Source organism: Pseudomonas sp. TH21, from assembly GCF_016651025.1.
In the GTDB taxonomy this organism is placed as follows: Bacteria; Pseudomonadota; Gammaproteobacteria; order Pseudomonadales; family Pseudomonadaceae; genus Aquipseudomonas; species Aquipseudomonas aylmerensis.
Map to the genome: position 1 here is coordinate 1376609 of NZ_JAEKEQ010000001.1, position 18996 is coordinate 1395604.

The 18996-nt window shown below is 60.8% G+C and carries 18 protein-coding genes; 4 read left to right on the forward strand and 14 right to left on the reverse strand.

All coding sequences use genetic code 11. The annotated features are described in order from the left end of the window. Positions 1-49: 49 nt before the first annotated feature. Together JFU04_RS06080 and JFU04_RS06085 are read right to left on the reverse strand one after the other, a co-directional pair. The gene (locus JFU04_RS06080) at positions 50-1663 is read right to left on the reverse strand and encodes an NAD(P)/FAD-dependent oxidoreductase (RefSeq protein ID WP_201143667.1); all 1614 of its coding nucleotides are present in this window, start codon (positions 1661-1663) and stop codon (positions 50-52) included. A gap of 106 nt (positions 1664-1769) precedes the next feature. Next, positions 1770-2441, reverse strand: coding sequence for a COG3650 family protein (locus JFU04_RS06085; RefSeq protein WP_065902972.1), 672 nt, complete (start codon positions 2439-2441; stop codon positions 1770-1772). A 181-nt stretch (positions 2442-2622) separates the two neighbouring features. Here JFU04_RS06085 and JFU04_RS06090 point away from each other — a divergent pair, with 181 nt between their 5' ends. Further along, positions 2623-3003: a hypothetical protein gene (locus tag JFU04_RS06090; protein WP_177343933.1), complete on the forward strand. Its 381-nt coding sequence runs from the start codon at positions 2623-2625 to the stop codon at positions 3001-3003. Here the strand turns inward: JFU04_RS06090 and JFU04_RS06095 are convergent. After that, complete coding sequence (locus tag JFU04_RS06095; RefSeq protein WP_120447802.1) at positions 2988-3587, reverse strand: short chain dehydrogenase; 600 nt, start codon at positions 3585-3587, stop codon at positions 2988-2990. The two genes, JFU04_RS06090 and JFU04_RS06095, sit on opposite strands and share 16 nt — an antisense overlap. 103 nt (positions 3588-3690) lie before the next feature. On the opposite strand from JFU04_RS06095, the gene JFU04_RS06100 reads away from it, so the two are divergent. Next, a complete protein-coding gene (locus JFU04_RS06100; RefSeq protein ID WP_201143668.1) occupies positions 3691-4599 on the forward strand; it encodes a LysR family transcriptional regulator in 909 nt (302 codons plus the stop codon). On the opposite strand, the gene JFU04_RS06105 is transcribed toward JFU04_RS06100, so the two are convergent. The 9 genes from JFU04_RS06105 to JFU04_RS06145 form a co-directional block, all read right to left on the reverse strand. Then, positions 4596-5081: a DoxX family protein gene (locus JFU04_RS06105; protein ID WP_065902964.1), complete on the reverse strand. Its 486-nt coding sequence runs from the start codon at positions 5079-5081 to the stop codon at positions 4596-4598. The two genes, JFU04_RS06100 and JFU04_RS06105, sit on opposite strands and share 4 nt — an antisense overlap. Continuing rightward, a complete protein-coding gene (locus JFU04_RS06110) occupies positions 5078-5854 on the reverse strand; it encodes an HvfC/BufC N-terminal domain-containing protein (protein WP_201143669.1) in 777 nt (258 codons plus the stop codon). The genes JFU04_RS06105 and JFU04_RS06110 overlap by 4 nt, the downstream gene beginning before the upstream one ends. Then, complete coding sequence (gene bufB / locus JFU04_RS06115) at positions 5851-6729, reverse strand: MNIO family bufferin maturase (protein ID WP_201143670.1); 879 nt, start codon at positions 6727-6729, stop codon at positions 5851-5853. Before bufB ends, JFU04_RS06110 begins: the two co-directional genes overlap by 4 nt. 23 nt (positions 6730-6752) lie before the next feature. After that, a complete protein-coding gene (locus JFU04_RS06120) occupies positions 6753-7058 on the reverse strand; it encodes a BufA1 family periplasmic bufferin-type metallophore (RefSeq protein WP_065902955.1) in 306 nt (101 codons plus the stop codon). 258 nt (positions 7059-7316) lie between these two features. Then, positions 7317-8018: an ABC transporter ATP-binding protein gene (locus tag JFU04_RS06125; RefSeq protein ID WP_010212366.1), complete on the reverse strand. Its 702-nt coding sequence runs from the start codon at positions 8016-8018 to the stop codon at positions 7317-7319. Between the two features lies 1 nt (position 8019). Beyond that, complete coding sequence (gene livG / locus JFU04_RS06130) at positions 8020-8787, reverse strand: high-affinity branched-chain amino acid ABC transporter ATP-binding protein LivG (RefSeq protein WP_012722652.1); 768 nt, start codon at positions 8785-8787, stop codon at positions 8020-8022. Beyond that, complete coding sequence (locus JFU04_RS06135) at positions 8784-10037, reverse strand: high-affinity branched-chain amino acid ABC transporter permease LivM (RefSeq protein WP_065902953.1); 1254 nt, start codon at positions 10035-10037, stop codon at positions 8784-8786. The genes livG and JFU04_RS06135 overlap by 4 nt, the downstream gene beginning before the upstream one ends. Further along, positions 10034-10957 carry a high-affinity branched-chain amino acid ABC transporter permease LivH gene (livH, locus tag JFU04_RS06140; RefSeq protein ID WP_017735932.1) on the reverse strand — a complete coding sequence of 308 codons (924 nt, stop codon included), beginning with the start codon at positions 10955-10957 and terminating at the stop codon, positions 10034-10036. Before livH ends, JFU04_RS06135 begins: the two co-directional genes overlap by 4 nt. Positions 10958-11185: 228 nt before the next feature. Continuing rightward, positions 11186-12313, reverse strand: a complete 1128-nt coding sequence (locus tag JFU04_RS06145) for a branched-chain amino acid ABC transporter substrate-binding protein (protein ID WP_065902951.1) — start codon at positions 12311-12313, stop codon at positions 11186-11188. A gap of 341 nt (positions 12314-12654) precedes the next feature. On the opposite strand from JFU04_RS06145, the gene JFU04_RS06150 reads away from it, so the two are divergent. Both JFU04_RS06150 and JFU04_RS06155 read left to right on the forward strand, forming a co-directional pair. Continuing rightward, positions 12655-12966 carry a DUF2288 domain-containing protein gene (locus tag JFU04_RS06150; protein ID WP_201143671.1) on the forward strand — a complete coding sequence of 104 codons (312 nt, stop codon included), beginning with the start codon at positions 12655-12657 and terminating at the stop codon, positions 12964-12966. Positions 12967-13217: 251 nt separating this feature from the next. After that, entirely contained in the window at positions 13218-14309 is a 1092-nt protein-coding gene (locus tag JFU04_RS06155; RefSeq protein WP_201143672.1) for a hypothetical protein, read from the forward strand. A 36-nt stretch (positions 14310-14345) separates the two neighbouring features. On the opposite strand, the gene JFU04_RS06160 is transcribed toward JFU04_RS06155, so the two are convergent. Together JFU04_RS06160 and JFU04_RS06165 are read right to left on the reverse strand one after the other, a co-directional pair. Next, positions 14346-16523, reverse strand: coding sequence for a hypothetical protein (locus JFU04_RS06160; RefSeq protein WP_065902945.1), 2178 nt, complete (start codon positions 16521-16523; stop codon positions 14346-14348). A gap of 203 nt (positions 16524-16726) precedes the next feature. Beyond that, on the reverse strand, positions 16727-18991 hold the full coding sequence (locus JFU04_RS06165) for a putative bifunctional diguanylate cyclase/phosphodiesterase (RefSeq protein WP_201143673.1): 2265 nt from the start codon (positions 18989-18991) through the stop codon (positions 16727-16729). Positions 18992-18996: the final 5 nt, after the last annotated feature.

Below are 18996 nucleotides of genomic sequence, written 5' to 3' on the forward strand. Positions count from 1 at the left end.
TCGAGGCGCTGCGCCGAATCGACAAGCCGGGTTCCTACAGGGGAATGTGTCAGGCTTCGAGGCCCAACATATCCCGCGCCAACGCCTCGGCAATCCGAATCCCGTCAACACCGGCCGATAGAATCCCGCCGGCATAGCCTGCGCCTTCACCCGCCGGGAACAGGCCTTTCACGTTCAGGCTCTGCATCGATTCATCACGGGTAATCCGCAGCGGCGACGAGGTGCGAGTCTCGATACCCGTCAACACCGCATCGTGCAGCGAGTAACCCTTGATCTGCTTCTCGAACGCCGGCAACGCTTCGCGGATCGCCTCGATGGCAAAGCCCGGCAAGGCCAGGGCCAGGTCACCGAGGGCCACGCCCGGTTTGTAGGACGGTTCCACACTGCCAAGGGCGGTCGACGGCTTGCCGGCAATGAAATCACCTACCAGTTGCGCCGGTGCTTCGTAGTTGCTGCCGCCGAGGATGTAGGCGTGAGATTCCAGGCGTTCCTGCAACTCGATACCGGCCAACGGGCCGCCGGGGTAGTCCACCTCAGGGGTGATGCCGACCACGATGCCGGAGTTGGCGTTGCGCTCGTTACGCGAGTACTGGCTCATGCCGTTGGTGACCACGCGGTTCGGCTCGGAGGTTGCTGCCACCACGGTGCCGCCCGGGCACATGCAGAAGCTGTAGACCGAACGACCGTTCTTGGCGTGGTGCACCAGTTTGTAGTCGGCGGCGCCGAGTTTCGGGTGCCCGGCGTATTTGCCCAGGCGCGCGGCATCGATCAGCGACTGCGGGTGTTCGATACGGAAACCCACCGAGAACGGCTTGGCTTCCATGTACACGCCACGGCCATGCAGCATGCGGAAGGTGTCGCGGGCGCTATGGCCCAAGGCCAGGATCACGTGCCTGGAAAGGATCTGCTCGCCACCGTCGATGACCACGCCGTTCAACTGGCCGTCCTCGATCAGCACGTCGGTGACCCGCTGCTCGAAGCGCACTTCACCGCCGAGGGCGATGATCTGCTCGCGCATGTTTTCCACCACGCCGGTCAGGCGGAATGTACCGATGTGCGGCTTGCTGACGTAGAGGATTTCTTCCGGCGCGCCGGCCTTGACGAACTCGTGCAGGACTTTGCGACCGTGGAATTTCGGGTCCTTGATCTGGCTGTAGAGCTTGCCGTCGGAAAAGGTCCCGGCGCCGCCCTCGCCGAATTGCACGTTGGACTCGGGGTTGAGCACGCTTTTACGCCACAGGCCCCAGGTGTCCTTGGTGCGCTGGCGCACTTCCTTGCCGCGTTCGAGGATGATCGGCTTGAAGCCCATCTGCGCGAGCAACAGCCCGGCGAAGATCCCGCACGGGCCGAAACCGACCACGATTGGGCGCTCGACCAGGCCTTCCGGCGCCTGGCCGACGACTTTGTAGCTCACGTCCGGCGCGGGGTTGACGTTGCGGTCGTCGGCGAACTTGAGCAGCAGCGCGGCTTCGCCTTTCACGTTCAGGTCGATGGTGTAGATGAAGCACAGCTCCGACGACTTCTTGCGGGCGTCGTAGCTGCGCTTGAACAGGGTGAAATCGAGCAGGTCATCACTGGCGATGCCCAGGCGCTGCACGATGGCAGGCCGCAGGTCTTCTTCGGGATGGTCGATGGGCAGCTTGAGTTCGGTGATTCGTAACATGACGGGATCCGGTAGGCGGCGGGCAGAGAGGCCGGCTGTTTTGCAAACCGGCGATTATAAGCCCCAATGGCGTTTTTCCGACATGTTAAAACAGCGCAGGGCCGAATCAGTCGTCCCGCGAGCCGCCGAACGACGCGCAACCACGCTGTACCTGGCCGTTGACGCGCAACTCGGCAGTCATGTGTTGCAAGCTGCCGCTGACGCTGTCGATGCAACGCTGCGGGGCCACCCACAGTTCGATGTGCTGGTTATTGGCTTCGGTCATCAGGTTGAAACGGCCGTCGCCCATTTGCTCTTCGACGTATGGCACCGCCAGTGGTGGCTGGCCTTCGCGTTCCAGCACCATGCCCTTGGCCGTGACATTCATCGCCCAGGCCGGTTTGTGGCCGTTGGCCCGCAGGATCATGCGCTTGAAGTCAGGATCGTCGCAGGCCGAGGTCGAGCGTTCCACACGGTAGAGCTGTTGCAGGTCTACCGAACCCTGGGTGCCGCTGGCGACCCCGGAAAACTTGCCGCGCAGGTCGGCAAACAACGCGCCCTGCTGGCCGGCCAGGGAGGCGGCCTCCTGCAGGATGCTGGTGCCGCCGGTGTCGTTGACCACGTAGTTGCGTTTATCGTTGCACGGCTGGAACAACAGCTTGCCACCCACTGCGGTGAGTTCACCCTGCATGCGGGTCATCCCGGCGAGAGACGGCTTGGCCGGCTCGCTTTCGAACATCTGGCAGGCGGCGAACAGGGGGAGCAAGGCAAACAGGGCGAGGGTACGGGCGGCGCGCATATCGGGTCTCCAGACAAGTGCCGCCACGTTACGCAGGCTGGCGCTGCATCACAAGTACGGGACACAGTTTGAATACCTGTTCTCCACGCGTTGGGAAATCAGGCGGTGCAAAGGGGGATGTTTCCTATAGTTAGGGCAGATACGTCGTGAGAAAGTCGAGATCTTTGGGTCGGAGATTGCCATGAACATCAAATGGAGCCTGTGCGTTCTCCTGCTCTGGGCGAGTGCAGCCTGTGCAGACGAGCCCGCCCGGCTCGTCTACTGGTCGGCCACCGACTTCACGAAGATCTCGGTGACGCTGAAAAGACCTGAAGACCCCGACCCGTCTCGCGTTGAAGTCAGTGTCACGTTGAGTCCAGAGGCCAGGGCGAGGACCCAGTCCATCACGCTGCTGACGTATCAGCGGTACCTGACACTCTATGTGGACGGCTACCGGCTGAATACGTCCAGGGTTCAAGGCCAGCTGGGCGGGGAGTTCGTGATGTTTGCCCCGCGCGCGCTGGTGAATGAATGGATGTCTCAATTCTCACGTGAGGCTGTCGCGTCTCAACCGACGATGTAGGTCTGACCGGTCTGCAAGCCTTCCACGCTTTTGGCGTAGGCCAACGCCACGTCGGCGCCGGTCGCTGGCTTGTAGCCACGGAAGTACGGTGCGTAGCTGTCCATGGCTTCCAGCAGCACAGTCGGGCTGACGGAGTTGATGCGCAGGCCACGTGGCAATTCGATTGCGGCGGCTTTGACGAACGCATCCAGCGCGCCGTTGACCAGTGCCGCCGAGGCTCCGGTACGGATCGGGTCGCGGTTCAGAATGCCGCTGGTGAAGGTGAACGAGGCGCCATCATTGGCGTACTCACGCCCGATCAGCAGCAGGTTGACCTGGCCCATCAGCTTGTCCCGCAGGCCGAGTTCGAAGTCGCTGTCGTGCATGTCACCCAGCGGCACGAAGTTCACGCTGCCTGCCGCGCAGACCAGTGCATCGAATTTGCCGGTTTGTTCGAACAGCCGGCGGATCGAGGCGCTGTCGCTGATGTCCACCTGGAAGTCGCCGCTGCTGCGACCGATGCTGATCACGTCGTGACGCTGGGCCAGTTCTGCCTTGACCGCAGAGCCGACGGTGCCGCTGGCGCCAATCAAAAGGATTTTCATGGTGCTGTTCCTCCAGGGGTAAGTGAAGGTTCAGTCTAGTGTGGCTTTTCTGCTGGATAAACGCGCTAATAGGCAACCTTTGGTTTTCAAATGGAAACAATCCATGAGCGAGATGGATGACCTGGCGGCCTTCGCCGTACTGATCGAGGCGGGCAGTTTTACCGTGGCGGCCGAGCAGTTGGGCTGCAGCAAGGGGCAATTGTCCAAGCGCATCAGCCAGTTGGAGGCGCAGTACGCCGTGGTGCTGCTGCACCGCACCACGCGCAAGCTCAGCCTGACCGCTGCCGGTGCGGCCTTGTTACCCCAGGCCCAGGCGCTGGTGGTGCAAGTGGATCGCGCCCGCCAGGCGTTGGCGCGGCTCAAGGACGACCTGGCCGGGCCGGTGCGCATGACGGTGCCGGTGTCGTTGGGCGAAACCTTCTTCGATGGCTTGTTGCTGGAGTTTTCCAAGCAATATCCGCAGGTGCAGATCGAACTGGAGCTCAATAACAGCTACCGGGACCTTGCGCGGGACGGCTTTGACCTGGGGGTGCGGTCTGGGGTGATTGAAAACGAGCGCCTGGTGGCCAAGCCGTTGCTGGCCTGGCACGAGATGACGTGTGCCAGCCCGGCTTACCTCGAGCAATATGGCGAACCCCAGACCCCGGCAGACCTGGCCGCACACCGCTGCCTGCTCAACAGCCACTACAGCGGGCGGGAGGAATGGTCGTACCACCAGCAACACGAATTGCTGCGGGTGCGGGTCAGTGGCACCTTCGCCTCCAACCACTACAACCTGCTGAAAAAGGCCGCCTTGGTGGGGGCCGGCATCGCTCGCCTGCCGTCCTACGTCTTGCCGGCGGAACTGGCTGACGGCCGGTTACGCTGGCTGCTGCGCGATTATCAGACGCGGAGCCTGCCGATGTACCTGGTCCATCCTTACCAGGGCGGGCTGCCGCGCCGCACCCAGGTACTGGCCGACTACCTGGTGGACTGGTTCAAGCGCAGCGGCGAGGCCCTGGACCGGCTTTAACGGTAACGGCGCGCGATCAGGTGATCGATGGACAGGCAACCCGGCCCCTTGGCGACCAACAGCAGCAACAAGGCGATCCAGGTGCCGTGGGTCGGGTAGGCATCGGGGTATACAAACAGCTGAATCACCAGGGTCATGCCGATCAGGGCCAGGGCCGAGAAGCGCGTGGCGAACCCGACCAGGATCAACACCGGGAAAAAATGCTCGGCAAACGCTGCCAGGTGCGCCGCCACTTCCGGTGACAGCAGCGGCACGTGGTATTCGCTGCGAAACAGCGGCAAGGTCGAGGCCGCCAGTTTCGGTGCGCCCAGCTGGAAGGTGCCGCTGACCAGGTCAATCGCAAAGCCTTCGACCTTGGTCTGCCCGGACTTCCAGAACACCGCGGCAATCGAGAAGCGTGCGAGAAAGGCGATCAGGCTGTAGGGGATTTTTTCGAAAAGCGCGATGGCCCGCTTCACCAGGCACGATGGGGATGTGTTCATGGCGATACCTTCGGTTCCAGGTGCAAGTGAGTGATGACGTCGTGGCTGATCAGCAGGGTCAGGCAGTGGTGCAGGTCGAATTCGGCCGAGGCTTCGAGGGCGTCGGTCACGGCCATTTCCAGCGCTGCGCCGTGCTTGAGGCTGTCGATAAAGGCGACTGAGCCGCTGTCGATGGCGAACACCTTGACCGCCAGGCCCTGGCGCAACACCAGCGCGCCTTGGGCATGCCAGGGGTTCAAGGTGGCCATGGCGTCCTCGGTCTGGTGCGCGGCCCACACTGCCACCACCGCATAGGCGGAATTCAGGGTGGCGAGGGACGGGTGCAATTGCAGGCGCAATTGCCCCAGGTCTGTCTGGCCTTGCAGCGCATTGAGAATGGCCGGCTGCTCCAGCGCAGGCGTATCCGCAGCGTGGTAGGCGCACACGCGCAGACGCTCAAGGCGTGCCACGTCAGCGAGGTACGGCACGCTGGCGGCGGGTTCGAACGCCTGGATGAACTCGGCCAGCGTGCTGCCGTATTCACTGATCAGCGGGCTGGCAGGGGGCGACGCTTGCACGTAGAGCCCGGCCATGGCGCGAAAGAACTCATCTCCCACCAGTTGCAAGGTCACCGGGTAGGCTGTCGCCAAGGCGTTGATCAACGCGCTGTGTACATTGTTGCGATACACCGCAAAGCGGCTGGCCGGGTCGGCGCCATTGCTGCTGAAGAGTCCGTCGGGGCAAGCCTGGTCGGGCGCCAGCAGGGCCCTGGCAAATGCGTCGTGAAGGCTCATGGGCGTACCTGCGACAAGTGCCGTTCGGCGTGCTCGGCTTCGGCCAAGAGCACGCTGAAGGCCGGTACCTGGTTGTCTCGCTCGATCAGCGTCGCCACCGGGCCGATGCGTGCCAGTACCTGTTCGTACAACTGCCACACGGCGTTGTCGATGGGCGCGCCGTGGTCATCAATCAGCAGGCGGTCGCCCAGGCTGTCAGTGTCTTCGGCAAAGCCGGCCAGATGAATCTCACCCACCGCGTGCAGCGGCAGGGCGTCGAGATAGGCCTGCGGGTCACGTTGATGGTTGATGCACGACACGTAGACGTTGTTCACGTCGAGCAGCAGGCCACAGCCGGTGCGCCGGATGACCTCGCTGATGAAGTCGGTCTCGTCCAAGGTGGAGCGCTCGAACTGCAGGTATGTCGACGGGTTCTCCAGCAGCATCGGCCGCTTGAGCGTGTCCTGGACTTGGTCGACGTGTGCGCACACCCGGTTCAGGGTGGCGGCATCGTAGGCCAGCGGCAGCAGGTCGTTGAGAAACACCGGGCCGTGGCTCGACCAGGCCAGGTGTTCGGAAAATGAGTGGGGTTGATAGCGTTCGATCAGGGCCGCCAAGCGTGCCAGGTGGTCCCGGTTGAGCGGGCTTTCACCGCCGATGGACAGGCCCACGCCGTGCAGCGACAGCGGGTACTGCGCGCGGATCAACCCCAGGTAGTGATGAAACGGGCCGCCGGCCACCATGTAGTTTTCGGCGTGTACTTCAAAAAAACCGAGGTCGGGCGAAGTCTCGAGCACGTGCGCGAAGTGCTCGGTCTTCAGCCCCAGCCCGGCCCGACAGGGGAGGCCGGGCGCCTGAGCCAGCGAGGGCGTTTGCAGGGATGAAAGCGTCATCATCAGTACTCAGGCTGACCAGGGTTTCAGGACTTGGCGGTGAAGGCAGCTTCCTGGCCGAAACCGGTCGGCGAGGTGGAGCTTGGGGTTTTGGCGCAGGTGCCGGCCGGTACCAGTTTCCAGGCGTTGGCCTGGTCTTTGACTTTCGAGGTGCCGGCGCAGGATGTGCCAGCGCCTGCGGCGCAATCGTTCTTGCCGGCCTCGGCGACACCGAAGCATTTCTGCATGTCGTCGGCGGCGTGGGCAGTGGTGCTCAGGGCGGACAGGCTCAAGGCAGAACCCAGGGCCAGGACGAGGGTAGCGGCGGACAGCGAGCGGGTAGTGGTGGTCATGTTGAATCTCCAGCAGTGGGTTGAGTTGGCGGGCTTGAGTGCCTGCTTGTACCACTAGAGATGTTGGGGGGAAATTCGTTACAAACCCAGCAAAAATAATTTCAGGCTTGGCAACATTCAGGCACCACACAAAGCAAATGTGGGAGCGGGCTTGTCCACGAATGCGCTGTGTCAGCCATTAGATACTTGGCTGATCCAGCGTATTCGTGGGCAAGCCCGCTCCCACATTTTTGATCCGGTTGCTACCGCAACCTTCTCTTAACCGCCCAGGTATGCCTCACGCACCTTTGGATCGGTGAGCAGTTGCTCGCCGGTGCCTTGCATCACCACCCGGCCGTTCTCCAGCACGTAGGCACGGTCGGCGATTTTCAGCGCCTGGTTGGCATTCTGTTCCACCAGGAACACCGTCACACCGTCCTTGCGCAGCTGTTCGATGATGTCGAAGATCTGCTGGATGATGATCGGCGCCAGGCCCAGGGAAGGCTCGTCGAGTAGCAGCAGCTTGGGTTTGCTCATCAGCGCACGGCCGATGGCGAGCATTTGCTGCTCGCCGCCGGACATGGTGCCGCCGCGCTGGCTGAAGCGTTCCTTGAGCCGTGGAAACAGGTGCAGCACCTTGTCCATCTGCTCCTGGTAATCGCCCTTGTCGGTGAAGAACCCGCCCATGGCCAGGTTCTCCTCGACGGTCAGGCGCGAGAACACACGGCGGCCTTCCGGCACGACCGCAATGCTCTTGCGCATGATCTGCGACGACTGCTGGCCCACCAGCTCTTCACCCATGTAGCGGATGCTGCCGCTGTGGGCCTGCGGCGAACCGCACAGGGTCATCAGCAAGGTCGATTTGCCGGCGCCGTTGGCGCCGATCAGCGTGACGATTTCCCCTTGGCGCACTTCCACGTTGACGCTGTGCAGGGCCTGGATCTTGCCGTAGAAAGTGGAAACGTTTTCGAATTGCAGCATTTTACGCTTCCCCCAGATAGGCTTTGATCACTTCAGGATTGTCGCGGATCTGCTCCGGCGTCCCGTCGGCCAGCGGCGTGCCCTGGTTGATCACCACGATGTGGTCGGAGATGCTCATGACCAGTTTCATGTCGTGTTCGATCAACAGCACCGTGGCGTTGTTTTCCTCACGCAACACGCCGATCAGCGCCTTGAGGTCTTCGGTTTCCTTGGGGTTGAGGCCGGCCGCTGGTTCGTCGAGCATCAGGATCCGCGGGCGGGTCATCATGCAGCGGGCGATTTCCAGGCGACGTTGCTGACCGTAGGCGAGGGTGCCCGCCGGGCGGTTGGCGAACTCGGTCAGGTTGACCTTGTCCAGCCAATACTCGGCGTACTCCATGGCCTCGCGCTCGCTCTTGCGAAACGCCGGGGTCTTGAACAGGCCTGCGAAGAAGTTGGTGTTCAGGTGACGATGCTGGGCGATCAGCAGGTTCTCGACCGCCGTCATGTCCTTGAACAGCCGCACGTTCTGAAAGGTCCGCACCACGCCTTTGCGGGCGATCTCGTGACCGGCCAGGCCCTGGATCGGCTGGCCGTCCAGCAGGATGCTGCCGCCGCTCGGCTTGTAGAAACCGGTGAGGCAGTTGAACACCGTGGTCTTGCCGGCGCCGTTCGGGCCGATCAGCGCCACCACTTGTTTCTCTTTCACGGTCAGGGCCACGCCGTTGACCGCCAGCAAGCCGCCGAAGCGCATGCTCAAGTTTTCGACTTTCAGGATCTCGCGGCTCATTTGCGCAGCTCCATGTGTGGACGTTGCATGGGCAGCAGGCCTTGAGGTCGCCAGATCATCATCAGCACCATCATGGCGCCGAACATCAACATGCGGTATTCGCTGAACTCACGCATCATTTCCGGCAGCAGGATCATCACGATCGCCGCCAGAATCACGCCCAGTTGCGAGCCCATGCCACCCAGCACCACGATGGCGAGGATGATCGCCGACTCGATGAAGGTGAACGACTCCGGGGTCACCAGGCCTTGGCGCGCGGCAAAGAAGCTGCCGGCAAAACCGGCGAACGCGGCGCCCAGGGTGAACGCGGAAAGCTTGATGATGGTCGGGTTCAGGCCCAGGGCCCGGCAGGCGATTTCATCTTCGCGCAGCGCTTCCCACGCGCGACCGATCGGCATGCGCAGCAGGCGGTTGATCACGAACAGGGCGGCCAATGCCAGCAACAGCGCCACCAGGTACAGGAACACCACTTTGCTCACCGGGTTGTAGTCGATCCCGAAGTACTCGTGGAAGGTCTGCATGCCTTCGGCTGCGGTGCGGTCGAACGACAGCCCGAAGAACGTTGGCTTGGGGATGCTGCTGATGCCGTTGGGGCCGCCCGTGATATCGGTCAGGTTACGCAGGAACAGACGGATGATTTCACCGAAGCCCAGGGTCACGATGGCCAGGTAGTCACCGCGCAGGCGCAGGACCGGGAAGCCCAGCAGGAAGCCGAACGTGGCCGCGGCCATACCCGCCAGGGGCAGGCAGATCCAGAAACTCCACCCCAGGTAATGCGAGAGCAGCGCGTAGGTGTAGGCACCCACGGCGTAGAAGCCCACATAACCCAGGTCGAGCAGGCCGGCGAGGCCCACCACGATGTTCAGGCCCAGGCCCAGCAACACGTAGATCAGGATCAGGGTCGCGATGTCGACCGCACCGCGCGAGCCGAAGAACGGCCAGATCAGCGCAGCGATGATCAAGGCAATGATGATGTAGCGCTGGGTGCGCGGCAGGGTCAGGAATTGACTGACCTTGGGCGAAACCAGTGGGCCACGGTCGCGCTTGAACAAGGCGCCGACCTGCTGGGTGAACAGCACGCGCAGGAACATCAGCACCGAGCACAGGGCAATGATGGTCAGGGTCACGGGGCCGGTGCCATGCACTTCGAGGTTGATGCCGACAATGCTCAGCTTGAGGCCGAGTACCGGGAAGGCCACGGCCCACACCAGCAAGGCGCTGAAAAACGCCGATTTAAGATATCTGCTCATACTTTCTCAACCTCCGGACGGCCCAGGATGCCGGTCGGACGGAACAACAGCACCAGAACCAACAGGCCGAACGCCACGACGTCCTTGTACTGGTCGCCGAAGATATCGGCGCCAAAGGCCTCGGCCACACCCAGCACCAGCCCGCCGAGCATGGCGCCCGGAATGCTGCCGATGCCGCCCAATACCGCCGCGGTAAAGGCCTTGAGGCCTACCAGGAAACCGGCGTTGGGGTTGATCACGCCGTACTGCATGCTCAGCAGCACGGCAGCCACTGCCGCGAGTGCGGCACCGATGACGAAGGTCAGGGCGATGATGTTGTTGGTGTTGATGCCCAGCAGGTTGGCCATCTTGATGTCTTCGGCGCAGGCCCGGCAGGCGCGCCCCAGACGGGAGCGGGAGATGAACAGGGTCAGGCCCAGCATGGCCACCAGGGTGACGACGAAGACCAGGATCTGCATGTAGGAAATCAGGACTTCTTCCGCGCCACCCGGACCGAAGGAGATGCTCCCCGGGATCAGGTTGGGGATGGATTTATCCTTGGAGTCCTGGGACAGCAATACGGTGTTCTGCAGGAAAATCGACATGCCGATAGCGGAAATCAGCGGGATCAGACGGTTGCTGCCACGCAAGGGACGGTAGGCAACCCGCTCGATACTGTAGCCATAGGCACTGGTCACGACGATCGACGCGATGAACGCGGCGGTCATCAACAGCGGCAGTGAGTGGATACCCATCATGGCCAGCCCGGCAAGGGCGATGAAGGCCACGTAGGAACCAATCATGTACACCTCGCCATGGGCGAAGTTGATCATTCCAATGATGCCGTAAACCATTGTGTAGCCAATGGCTATCAAGGCATAGGTGCTGCCAATGGTCAGGCCATTAACCAGCTGTTGGAAAAAATGATAGATCTCAGGCATTACAGCGCTCCTAAAAACCCGATACGCATTTCACTGGTGGAGTCATGTTCCGGCCCTGTGCTGTGTTCTATGAGCACATTTGCACAAAGCGTTTGCCAGCGAACCGCTGGTGACGGTTTTAAGATTTTCAGGTGAGCCAGCGCCCGGATCGCGGGTGACAGGCCCATAAACCTCGTAAAACAAAGCCCACTGCTCTCACAGTGGGCTTGTTGACCAGTAACGCCTGGCTTACTGAGGGGAAACTTCGGTTTTTGGTTTGCCGAAGTGCCATTCGTAGACCACGAACTTGAAGTCCTTCAGGTCGCCCTTGGCGTCGAAGCTCAGCTCGCCGGTAGGTGTCTTGAAGGTACCCGCGTGGATGGCGGCTGCCACTTTGGCGGTGTCTTCGCTCTTCGCAGCGGCAATACCGCCGGCGATCACTTCAACGGCCGAGTAGGCCGGGAATACGAATGGACCGGTTGGGTCCTGTTTGTTCTTGGCGAACTCTTCAACAATGGCCTTGTTGGCCGGATCGGTGTCGAAGGATTTCGGCAGGGTCACCAGCAGGCCTTCCGAAGCGCCTTGGGCGATCTGCGAGATGGAGTCGTTGCCGACGCCTTCTGGGCCCATGAACTTGGCGTTCAGGCCTTTTTCCTTGGCTTGGCGCAGGATCAGGCCCAGCTCTGGGTGGTAGCCGCCGTAGTAGACAAAGTCGACGTTGGCTTGCTTGAGCTTCTGGATGATCGAGGAGAAGTCTTTGTCACCGGCGTTCAGGCCTTCGAAGACGGCAACCTTGGTGCCTTTCTTCTCGAGAGTCTGCTTGACGGCGGTGGCGATGCCTTCACCGTATTGCTGTTTGTCGTGCAGGACAGCCACGATTTTCGGCTTAACGTGATCGGCGATGTAGTTACCGGCTGCAGGGCCCTGGGCGCTGTCCAGGCCGATGGTGCGGAAGATCAGCTTGTAGCCACGGGCGGTGATTTCCGGGCTGGTGGCCGCCGGGGTAATCATGATCACGCCTTCGTCTTCATAAATATCGGACGCTGGCTGAGTGGAGCTGGAGCAGAGGTGACCGACCACGAACTTGACGCCGTCGTTGACCACTTTGTTGGCGACGGCAACGGCTTGTTTAGGATCGCAAGCGTCGTCGTATTCCTTGGCTTCGAGCAACTTGCCGTCGACGCCGCCCTTGGCGTTGATGTCGGCGATGGCTTGCTTGGCACCCATGAATTGCATGTCACCGTATTGCGTCACAGGACCGGTTTTAGGGCCGGCGATACCAATCTTGATGGTATCAGCTGCGAACGAATGGCCGGCAACCCCAGCCAGGACCATAGCGGCAAACAGTTTGGAAATCTGCTTAGTAGCCTTATTCATAGTGCTCCACTCTTACTGTTGTATTTTTTATAGTTCTAGCGGCCTTGTGAGCTGTAGAACCGGATCAGATATCTCGGATATCCCCCCGGCAGTGCCCTGGCAACTGTACCGGTACAGTGTAGAGCGCCGGTTGATCGCTTGAAAAGCTGGCTGCTGGGGGCAAAACCCGGGTATGTCGCTTAAATGAAAGAAAAAGACAGAATTGCGGCGGGGTGATGCCAGAGTCTCGGGCAATCCTTGGCTTTCCTGACACTTTCAATCGATGCCTCATTTGCAACTGGGTTTTTCTGCCTGACCTGCGACGTTATGATTGCGCCGATTTTTTATTCAGGTGAATTCCCATGACGCAAGAACCTAGCACCCTCTATGCCAAGCTGCTCGGTGAAACCGCCGAAATTTCCTGGAAGGAGCTTGAACCGTTCTTTGCCAAGGGTGCCCTATTGTGGGTCGACGCCGGCCTGGATTTGATCGAGGCCGCCGAGGGCATGGCCGAGGATAACCGTGACAAAGTCGCTGCCTGGCTGGCCTCGGGCAGCTTGGGCGAAGTGTCTGCGACGCGGGCATTGGACCTGGTGGAGCGCGATCCAGGCTTGTGGGCGGTGGTGGTTTCGCCTTGGATACTGATCCAGGAAAGGGCATCGCAGGCGAAGTAAGCACCTTAATGGTGCGTGTTGTTTCGCTGCAAAAGTGTGTAGCGGAGTAACCGCCAGGGCGGTGATGGCATCTTGCCGTGAAGAAAGGTCACAGCCCAAGGTGACGCGCACGTCATGGGAACAGTTCTCCAGGCACTGGATGGCTCCGGGAATTGTTTCTCGGTGTGTATATAAAGCGGGTGGCTGTCAGATCGTAGCGTAGGAAGCAACGAATTCCGGTAAAGTTCGCCGCCTGTCATCCGGAGCCCGTTATGCCCTCAGCGCTGCCCCCTCTAGAGAAAACGTCGCAGCAACTGCTTTACCTCATTTACGGTAATCAGGATGTTTACCGGCGCGAAGCGAAATTCAGCATCCTCACCGCGCTGGCGCAGCTCAAGCAGGGCGAGTCGCTGTGCATCCGGGTCATGACCGATCGCCCGCAGGATTTCGCCGGCTGGCCGGTCGAAACCGTTCACCTCGATGAGCAGACCCTTGCCCAATGGCAGGGAAGCAACGCTTACATCCACCGCCGCAAGGCCTGTGCGATTGCCCAGGGGTTGAAGCTGGCGGACAAGACCCTGTTCGTCGACACCGACACGCTGTTCCTCAAATCCCCCCATCGCGTCTTCGAACTCATCGCGCCCGACCAGTATGTGATGGATGGCTTCGAATACGACTGGAGCTACGTGTGCCAGCGCCCCGACTACCTCAAGTTGGGTGAGCACCTGCAGGCGCATGGCATTTGCGCCGGCAATAGTTTCAAGCTCTATAACAGTGGCCTGTGTGGCGTACGCGCCAGTGACACGCCGCTGCTCGAGGCCGCGATTCGCTGGATCGATGAGTGGACCCAGGGTTCGTTCGATATCCACACCATCGAGCAGATCGCGATTTCCTTCGCGATGCGCGACAAGACGGTGCGCGAGGCGAACAAGTTCGTCCATCACTACTTTGCCGACAAGCGCTTCTTCCACGCCATGCAGGCGCACTTTTTCAGTCTCTACGGCGAAGCGTTCGGCCCTGAGCTGGTAGCGCGTTGCCTGGATGTGCCGCAGGTCAAGCCCGTGCCATCCCCTTGGCAGCGGCTGCGGATCAAATGGAAACTGCGCAATCAGCGCAAACACCTGAAGCGGGTCGGCCGCGACTTGCTCTACGGCAGCTCAGCGCCCAAGCATCCGTACTACGACGTGTGTCGACACGGCTGGTGGGAGTCGGCCTTCAAGGAAATTCGTGGCTGGGACGTGGAAGAACAGCAGAAGGTCTTCGGCACCGACGGTGCAGGCTGGCCCAAGCAGTTGCCCCGGCCGCTGAAGCGCGCAGACGAGCAAGTCATCCTCACCTTCCTGCGCCAGCGCGCGGCCGGCTGATGTCGCGACGGCGCCCTGCGGCGCCGTCGCAGCGGTTCAGGCAGTCTTGCCGGTGTGGTTATTCAGCGAAATAACCTTGGTCTTGCCGATGCGGTGACGGTAGATCTCACGCAGGTACTTGATTGCCTTCTTCACGCAATCGCGCGACAGGCGAATGTCATTGATCGACACAAACTTGTCTTTGTCGTTGATCAACTCGCGGTACTTCTTCTCATACATCGGCTTGATCGCGTACCAGTTGGTATCGAGGATCTTCGCCGGGTTTTCGAACTCGTTGAGCAACTCGTCGATACGGTCTTCGTCGAAGTCCTCGTGGATGATGAAGTCCAGGATCGAGTTGTCCAGCGTGTCGTCGAAACGGTACGGGTTGCGCGCAAAGCAGCGTTTGATAAAGGCCACGATCAGCGTGAGGAAGTCATCCGACAGGCACGGGCTTTTCGCGATCAGGGTGGTCAGCGACAGGTTCGCCGATGCACCGATCACCAGGGCGTAGCGCTTGAGCGTGGTGTTGGGGAACAGGCTGTTGAGGTGAGTCTTGAGCCGGTTCAGGTCCATGTAGGACAGTTTGTAGTCCTTGGGCAGGGACACGATCGAGACCACCGACGAGCAGTTCTTGAAAAAGTGCAGGTCATGCAGCGCGGCCGCGTCGTAGCCGGAGTTCTTGTACTGCTCCAGGGACGCTTTGTAGCGCTTGGATTCGATCGGCAGCAGGCTGATGCCTTCGATGGCCTGGGTGACCTTGTTGAAATGCGGCAGGTCGATGGAGCGGAAGAACAGGTCGTCGATGTTCAGGCGCTGGGGCTCTTTTTCGAACACCTTGAATTTGTCGTTGGTCGGCGCCGGGGTTTCCGGGACCACGGACTCTGCGTAGGCAATCGCCACCGGGCCGGCAAGGCTCATGAACAGGTCGTTGGCATCCAGGCGAATGGTTTCGCCGATGTCGATGCCGGCGCGACGGAAGTAGTTCTGGTCGTAGTCAGTGGTGACCGCCTGGGCCGTCAGAATGTTGAAGATCTGTTGCGAGATGTACTGGTTGGCGTGTTTTTCCATGGCATTGACGTCAATGTTCTGGATATTGCCGTCATCGCTTTCTTCGGCGTAACGCATGATGTCGTTGGAGATCAGCATCATTGCGTTCCACGGGCGGATGCGGCCCTTCACGCTAGCTTCGCTGCTGTCTTCATTGGCGAAGTTGTACGAGAAATCCCATTCTTCCGACAGGTACTTGCACAGCAGGCGCCCGGCGTTGATGTGCAGGGCCTCGGACATTTCGCTGCGGTGATCGGAAATATTCGGCAGTACGCAGATGCCGCTGGTGAAGATCGGCTCGAACACAAAGGCGTGGCCGCTCTTGCTGTCGTGCTCGTCGGCGGGCTTGGTGTCGAACGTCTTGTTCATGTACGAGTGCTGCTGGGCCAGGCCGAATTCCGAGGCCATGCCCGAACCCGTACCGCCGCCGGCGCTGAAGATCGAGAAGTACAGGCGCGACTGGTTGGCCTTGATGCCGCAGGAGTCGATCAAATACGAGTGGATCATCTTCCAGTCGGGGCTGGAAAAACGCTGGGTATCCTTGTTGAGGATGATCTTGGCCAGGTACTGGCCGAGGATCGGCGCGTTACCGGCGCCACCGGCATGGACTTCCGACAGGTCCATGATTTTCATCTTGCTGTAGTCGCGCAAAAAGCCGCTTTTTTCGCCTTTGCGCGAGAAGCGGATGCGCCCGGCGATGTCCTTGTCCAGATCGCCCAGCATCACCAGCGGCTCGACCAGGAACACCGGCTTGCTGGCCTTGCCGCTGCCCAGGCGCAGGTTGTTGCGGATCCACTGGGCCGGGCTGTAGCCCTTGTCCAGCGTCTTGTCTTCGGTACTGAATTCGTTGAGGTAGAACTTGCGGGCGTTGTACACCAACTCCGCCACGTCGAGCGCGATGTTCGAACCGCAACGGCCCAGGCCGATCAGGCACACCGAGGGGAATTCCTGCTCGCTGCGCTGTTCGCCGTCGCCTTCCAGGTGGGGCGGGCGTGGGAACACCATATCGCGCAGGCCGTCGAGGTTATCGAGGATGCGGTCGGTATTGGTCTCGGTGAAGTACAGGTATTGCTGAGTGGCCAGCGGGCGCGCGGTGCTCAATGACTTTGAACCTGAGGGCTTGTCCGCAGGAGCTGGGAGCAACACGTCGGATACCACGGTGGCAGAGTTATTTTTAGAAGTCATTGTGCGCCAAGTGCCTGGGCGGATGGCTGGAAAGAATCAAAGGGCCATCACGGAATGGGAGTTCGCGACTTTACAGTGCGTCCTTGTCCGGAACGATCGGGTTTGACCCTGTATGCTCAGGCAAAACCTGGCCGGACTCTGATGAATCGGCCGTTTGTCGGCGTTCTTTAGGCAAATGATGGCGAAATGCCAAAGTTTAGGCGTCAGCGAATTGGCCTGACGATGGAAGTCGACCCTGGGCGCCCGGTGGAAGGCTCTTTCGCTGGCGGTTTTTCCTGGGTGCCTGCCACGCTGTAAGGGTAGAGCGGGTTACGGATGTCGATGCCCTGGATCACGCCGATGATGTCGCTGGCAGGCACCGCCGGGCTCAACAGGTAGCCCTGGACGAAATCACAGCCATGCTTGAGCAACAGCTCGAACTGGGCCTGGGTTTCCACACCTTCGGTCACCACCTGCAGGTGCAGGGTGTGAGCCATGCCGACAATCGCCTGGACGATCTCGATATCGGCGGTGGACTTGGGAATGTCCTGGATGAACGAGCGGTCGATCTTCAAGGTGTTGAGCGGCAGGCGCTTGAGGTAGGCAAGCGATGAATAGCCGGTGCCGAAGTCGTCGATGGCCAGCGACACCCCCAGCGCGCGGATCTGCCGCAGCAGTGCCAGGGTGCTGCTGATGTTGCCCATCAACGCGTTTTCGGTGACTTCCAGTTCCAGGCGATTGGCGGCGATCCCGCTGAAACGCAGCGCGTCTTCGATCTCGTCCGCCAGTTCGTCGCGGGCCAGGTTCAACGCGGAGCAGTTCACGGACATGGTCAGTTCGGTGTAACCCCTGTCGGACAACAGGCTCAGGTCATGACAGGCCTGGCGCAGTACCCAGTGGTCCAATTCGGCAATCAGCCCGTTGTTCTCGGCGATGCCGATAAACCGATCCGGGGCCAGCAAGCCGTGCTGCGGGTGTTGCCAGCGTACCAGGGCCTCGAGGCGCGTGACTTTGCCCAGCTTCATGTCGAAGATAGGTTGGTAGAACAACACCAATTGGTTACGGGTGCGCAGGGCGCCGCGCAGCTCTTCCTCCAGTTGCAATTCGAGGAAGGCGCGGGTTTTCAGGTTGGAGCTGAAGAAGTTGAGGCTGTTACGCCCGGTGTCCTTGGACTGGTACAGCGCCAGGTCTGCGGTTTTCAGCAACTCTTCGCAGGTCAGGCCGTCATCGGGAAACAGGCTGATACCGATGCTGGTGGTCATCACCATGCGCCGGCCGGCCAGTTCGATGGGTTCTTTCATCTTCTGCATGATGCGCTGGGCCAGGTGCCGTGCCTCGTCGCGGTTGTGGATGCTAATGAGGATGCAGAACTCATCGCCGCCAAAACGCGCGACCACGTCGGCGTGGCTGCGTACCGAGCCCTTGATGTGCCCGGCGAGCACGGTGAGCAGCTGGTCGCCCGCATCATGCCCGAGGCTGTCATTGATGCGCTTGAAATGGTCGATATCGAGGAAGATCACCGCCATCATCCCCTGGGAAGCGGTTTTTTCCGCGAGTTTCTCCGCAAAAATCTGGTTGAAGCCACGGCGATTCAGCAGGCTGGTGAGTGCATCGTAGTGGGCTACTTGCTGCAGCGAGGCGCGGGCCTGGTCGAGTTCGCTGAGCAGCGCGTTGACCCGGCGCAGGTCACGTTCCTTGTGCTGCAGCTTCTTGTCGGCGAGGGCGGCGCTGATACTGCTGCCGATCACCAGCAGGGTGATCACGGCCACCGACAAACCAAGCTGGATCGGGTTGTTATCCTGCGGCAAGGACAGGTCCGCCCCGGCAGGCACCATCAAGCGCAGGGCGGCCATGCCGGTGAAGTGCATGCTGATGATCCCGGCGCCCAGCACGAGGCTGGCGGCATATTTGAGCAATTGGTGAAACACGCCGGCGCCGTTGCGCAGGTAGCTCGACAGCAACAGCGCGGCGAAGCTGGCGCCGATGGCAATCGCGATCGAGGCCATGAACAACCCCGACTCGAAATACGCCTGGGCCTGGGAGCGCATGGCTGACATGCCCACGTAGTGCATCAGCGCAATACCCAGGCCCATCCACACGGATGCCAGCAGGTACTGATGCAGGCGCAGATGGGCGTGACTGAGGGTCTGCATGGCGAACAATGAGGCAATCAGGGCGATCAGCAGCGAGGCGAACGTCATGATCAATTCGTAATGGATGGCGATGGGCGCCTGGAAGGCCAGCATGCTGATGAAGTGTGTCGACCAGATCCCGCCGGCCAGGCAACCGGCGCCGAGCCAACGCCAATGGCGCCTTGCGGTGGGGTCCTCGACATGGCCGACACGCTCAGCCATGTCCAGCGTGCCGAACCCGGCCGCACAAGCGACCAGGTAGGCCAGCAGCACCAGAAACGGGTTATGACTGCAATTGAGTAATAAGTGCCCGCTTTCTGGGAGGTCGGTAAAAAAATGCAGACCCAGCCATTCCATAGCAT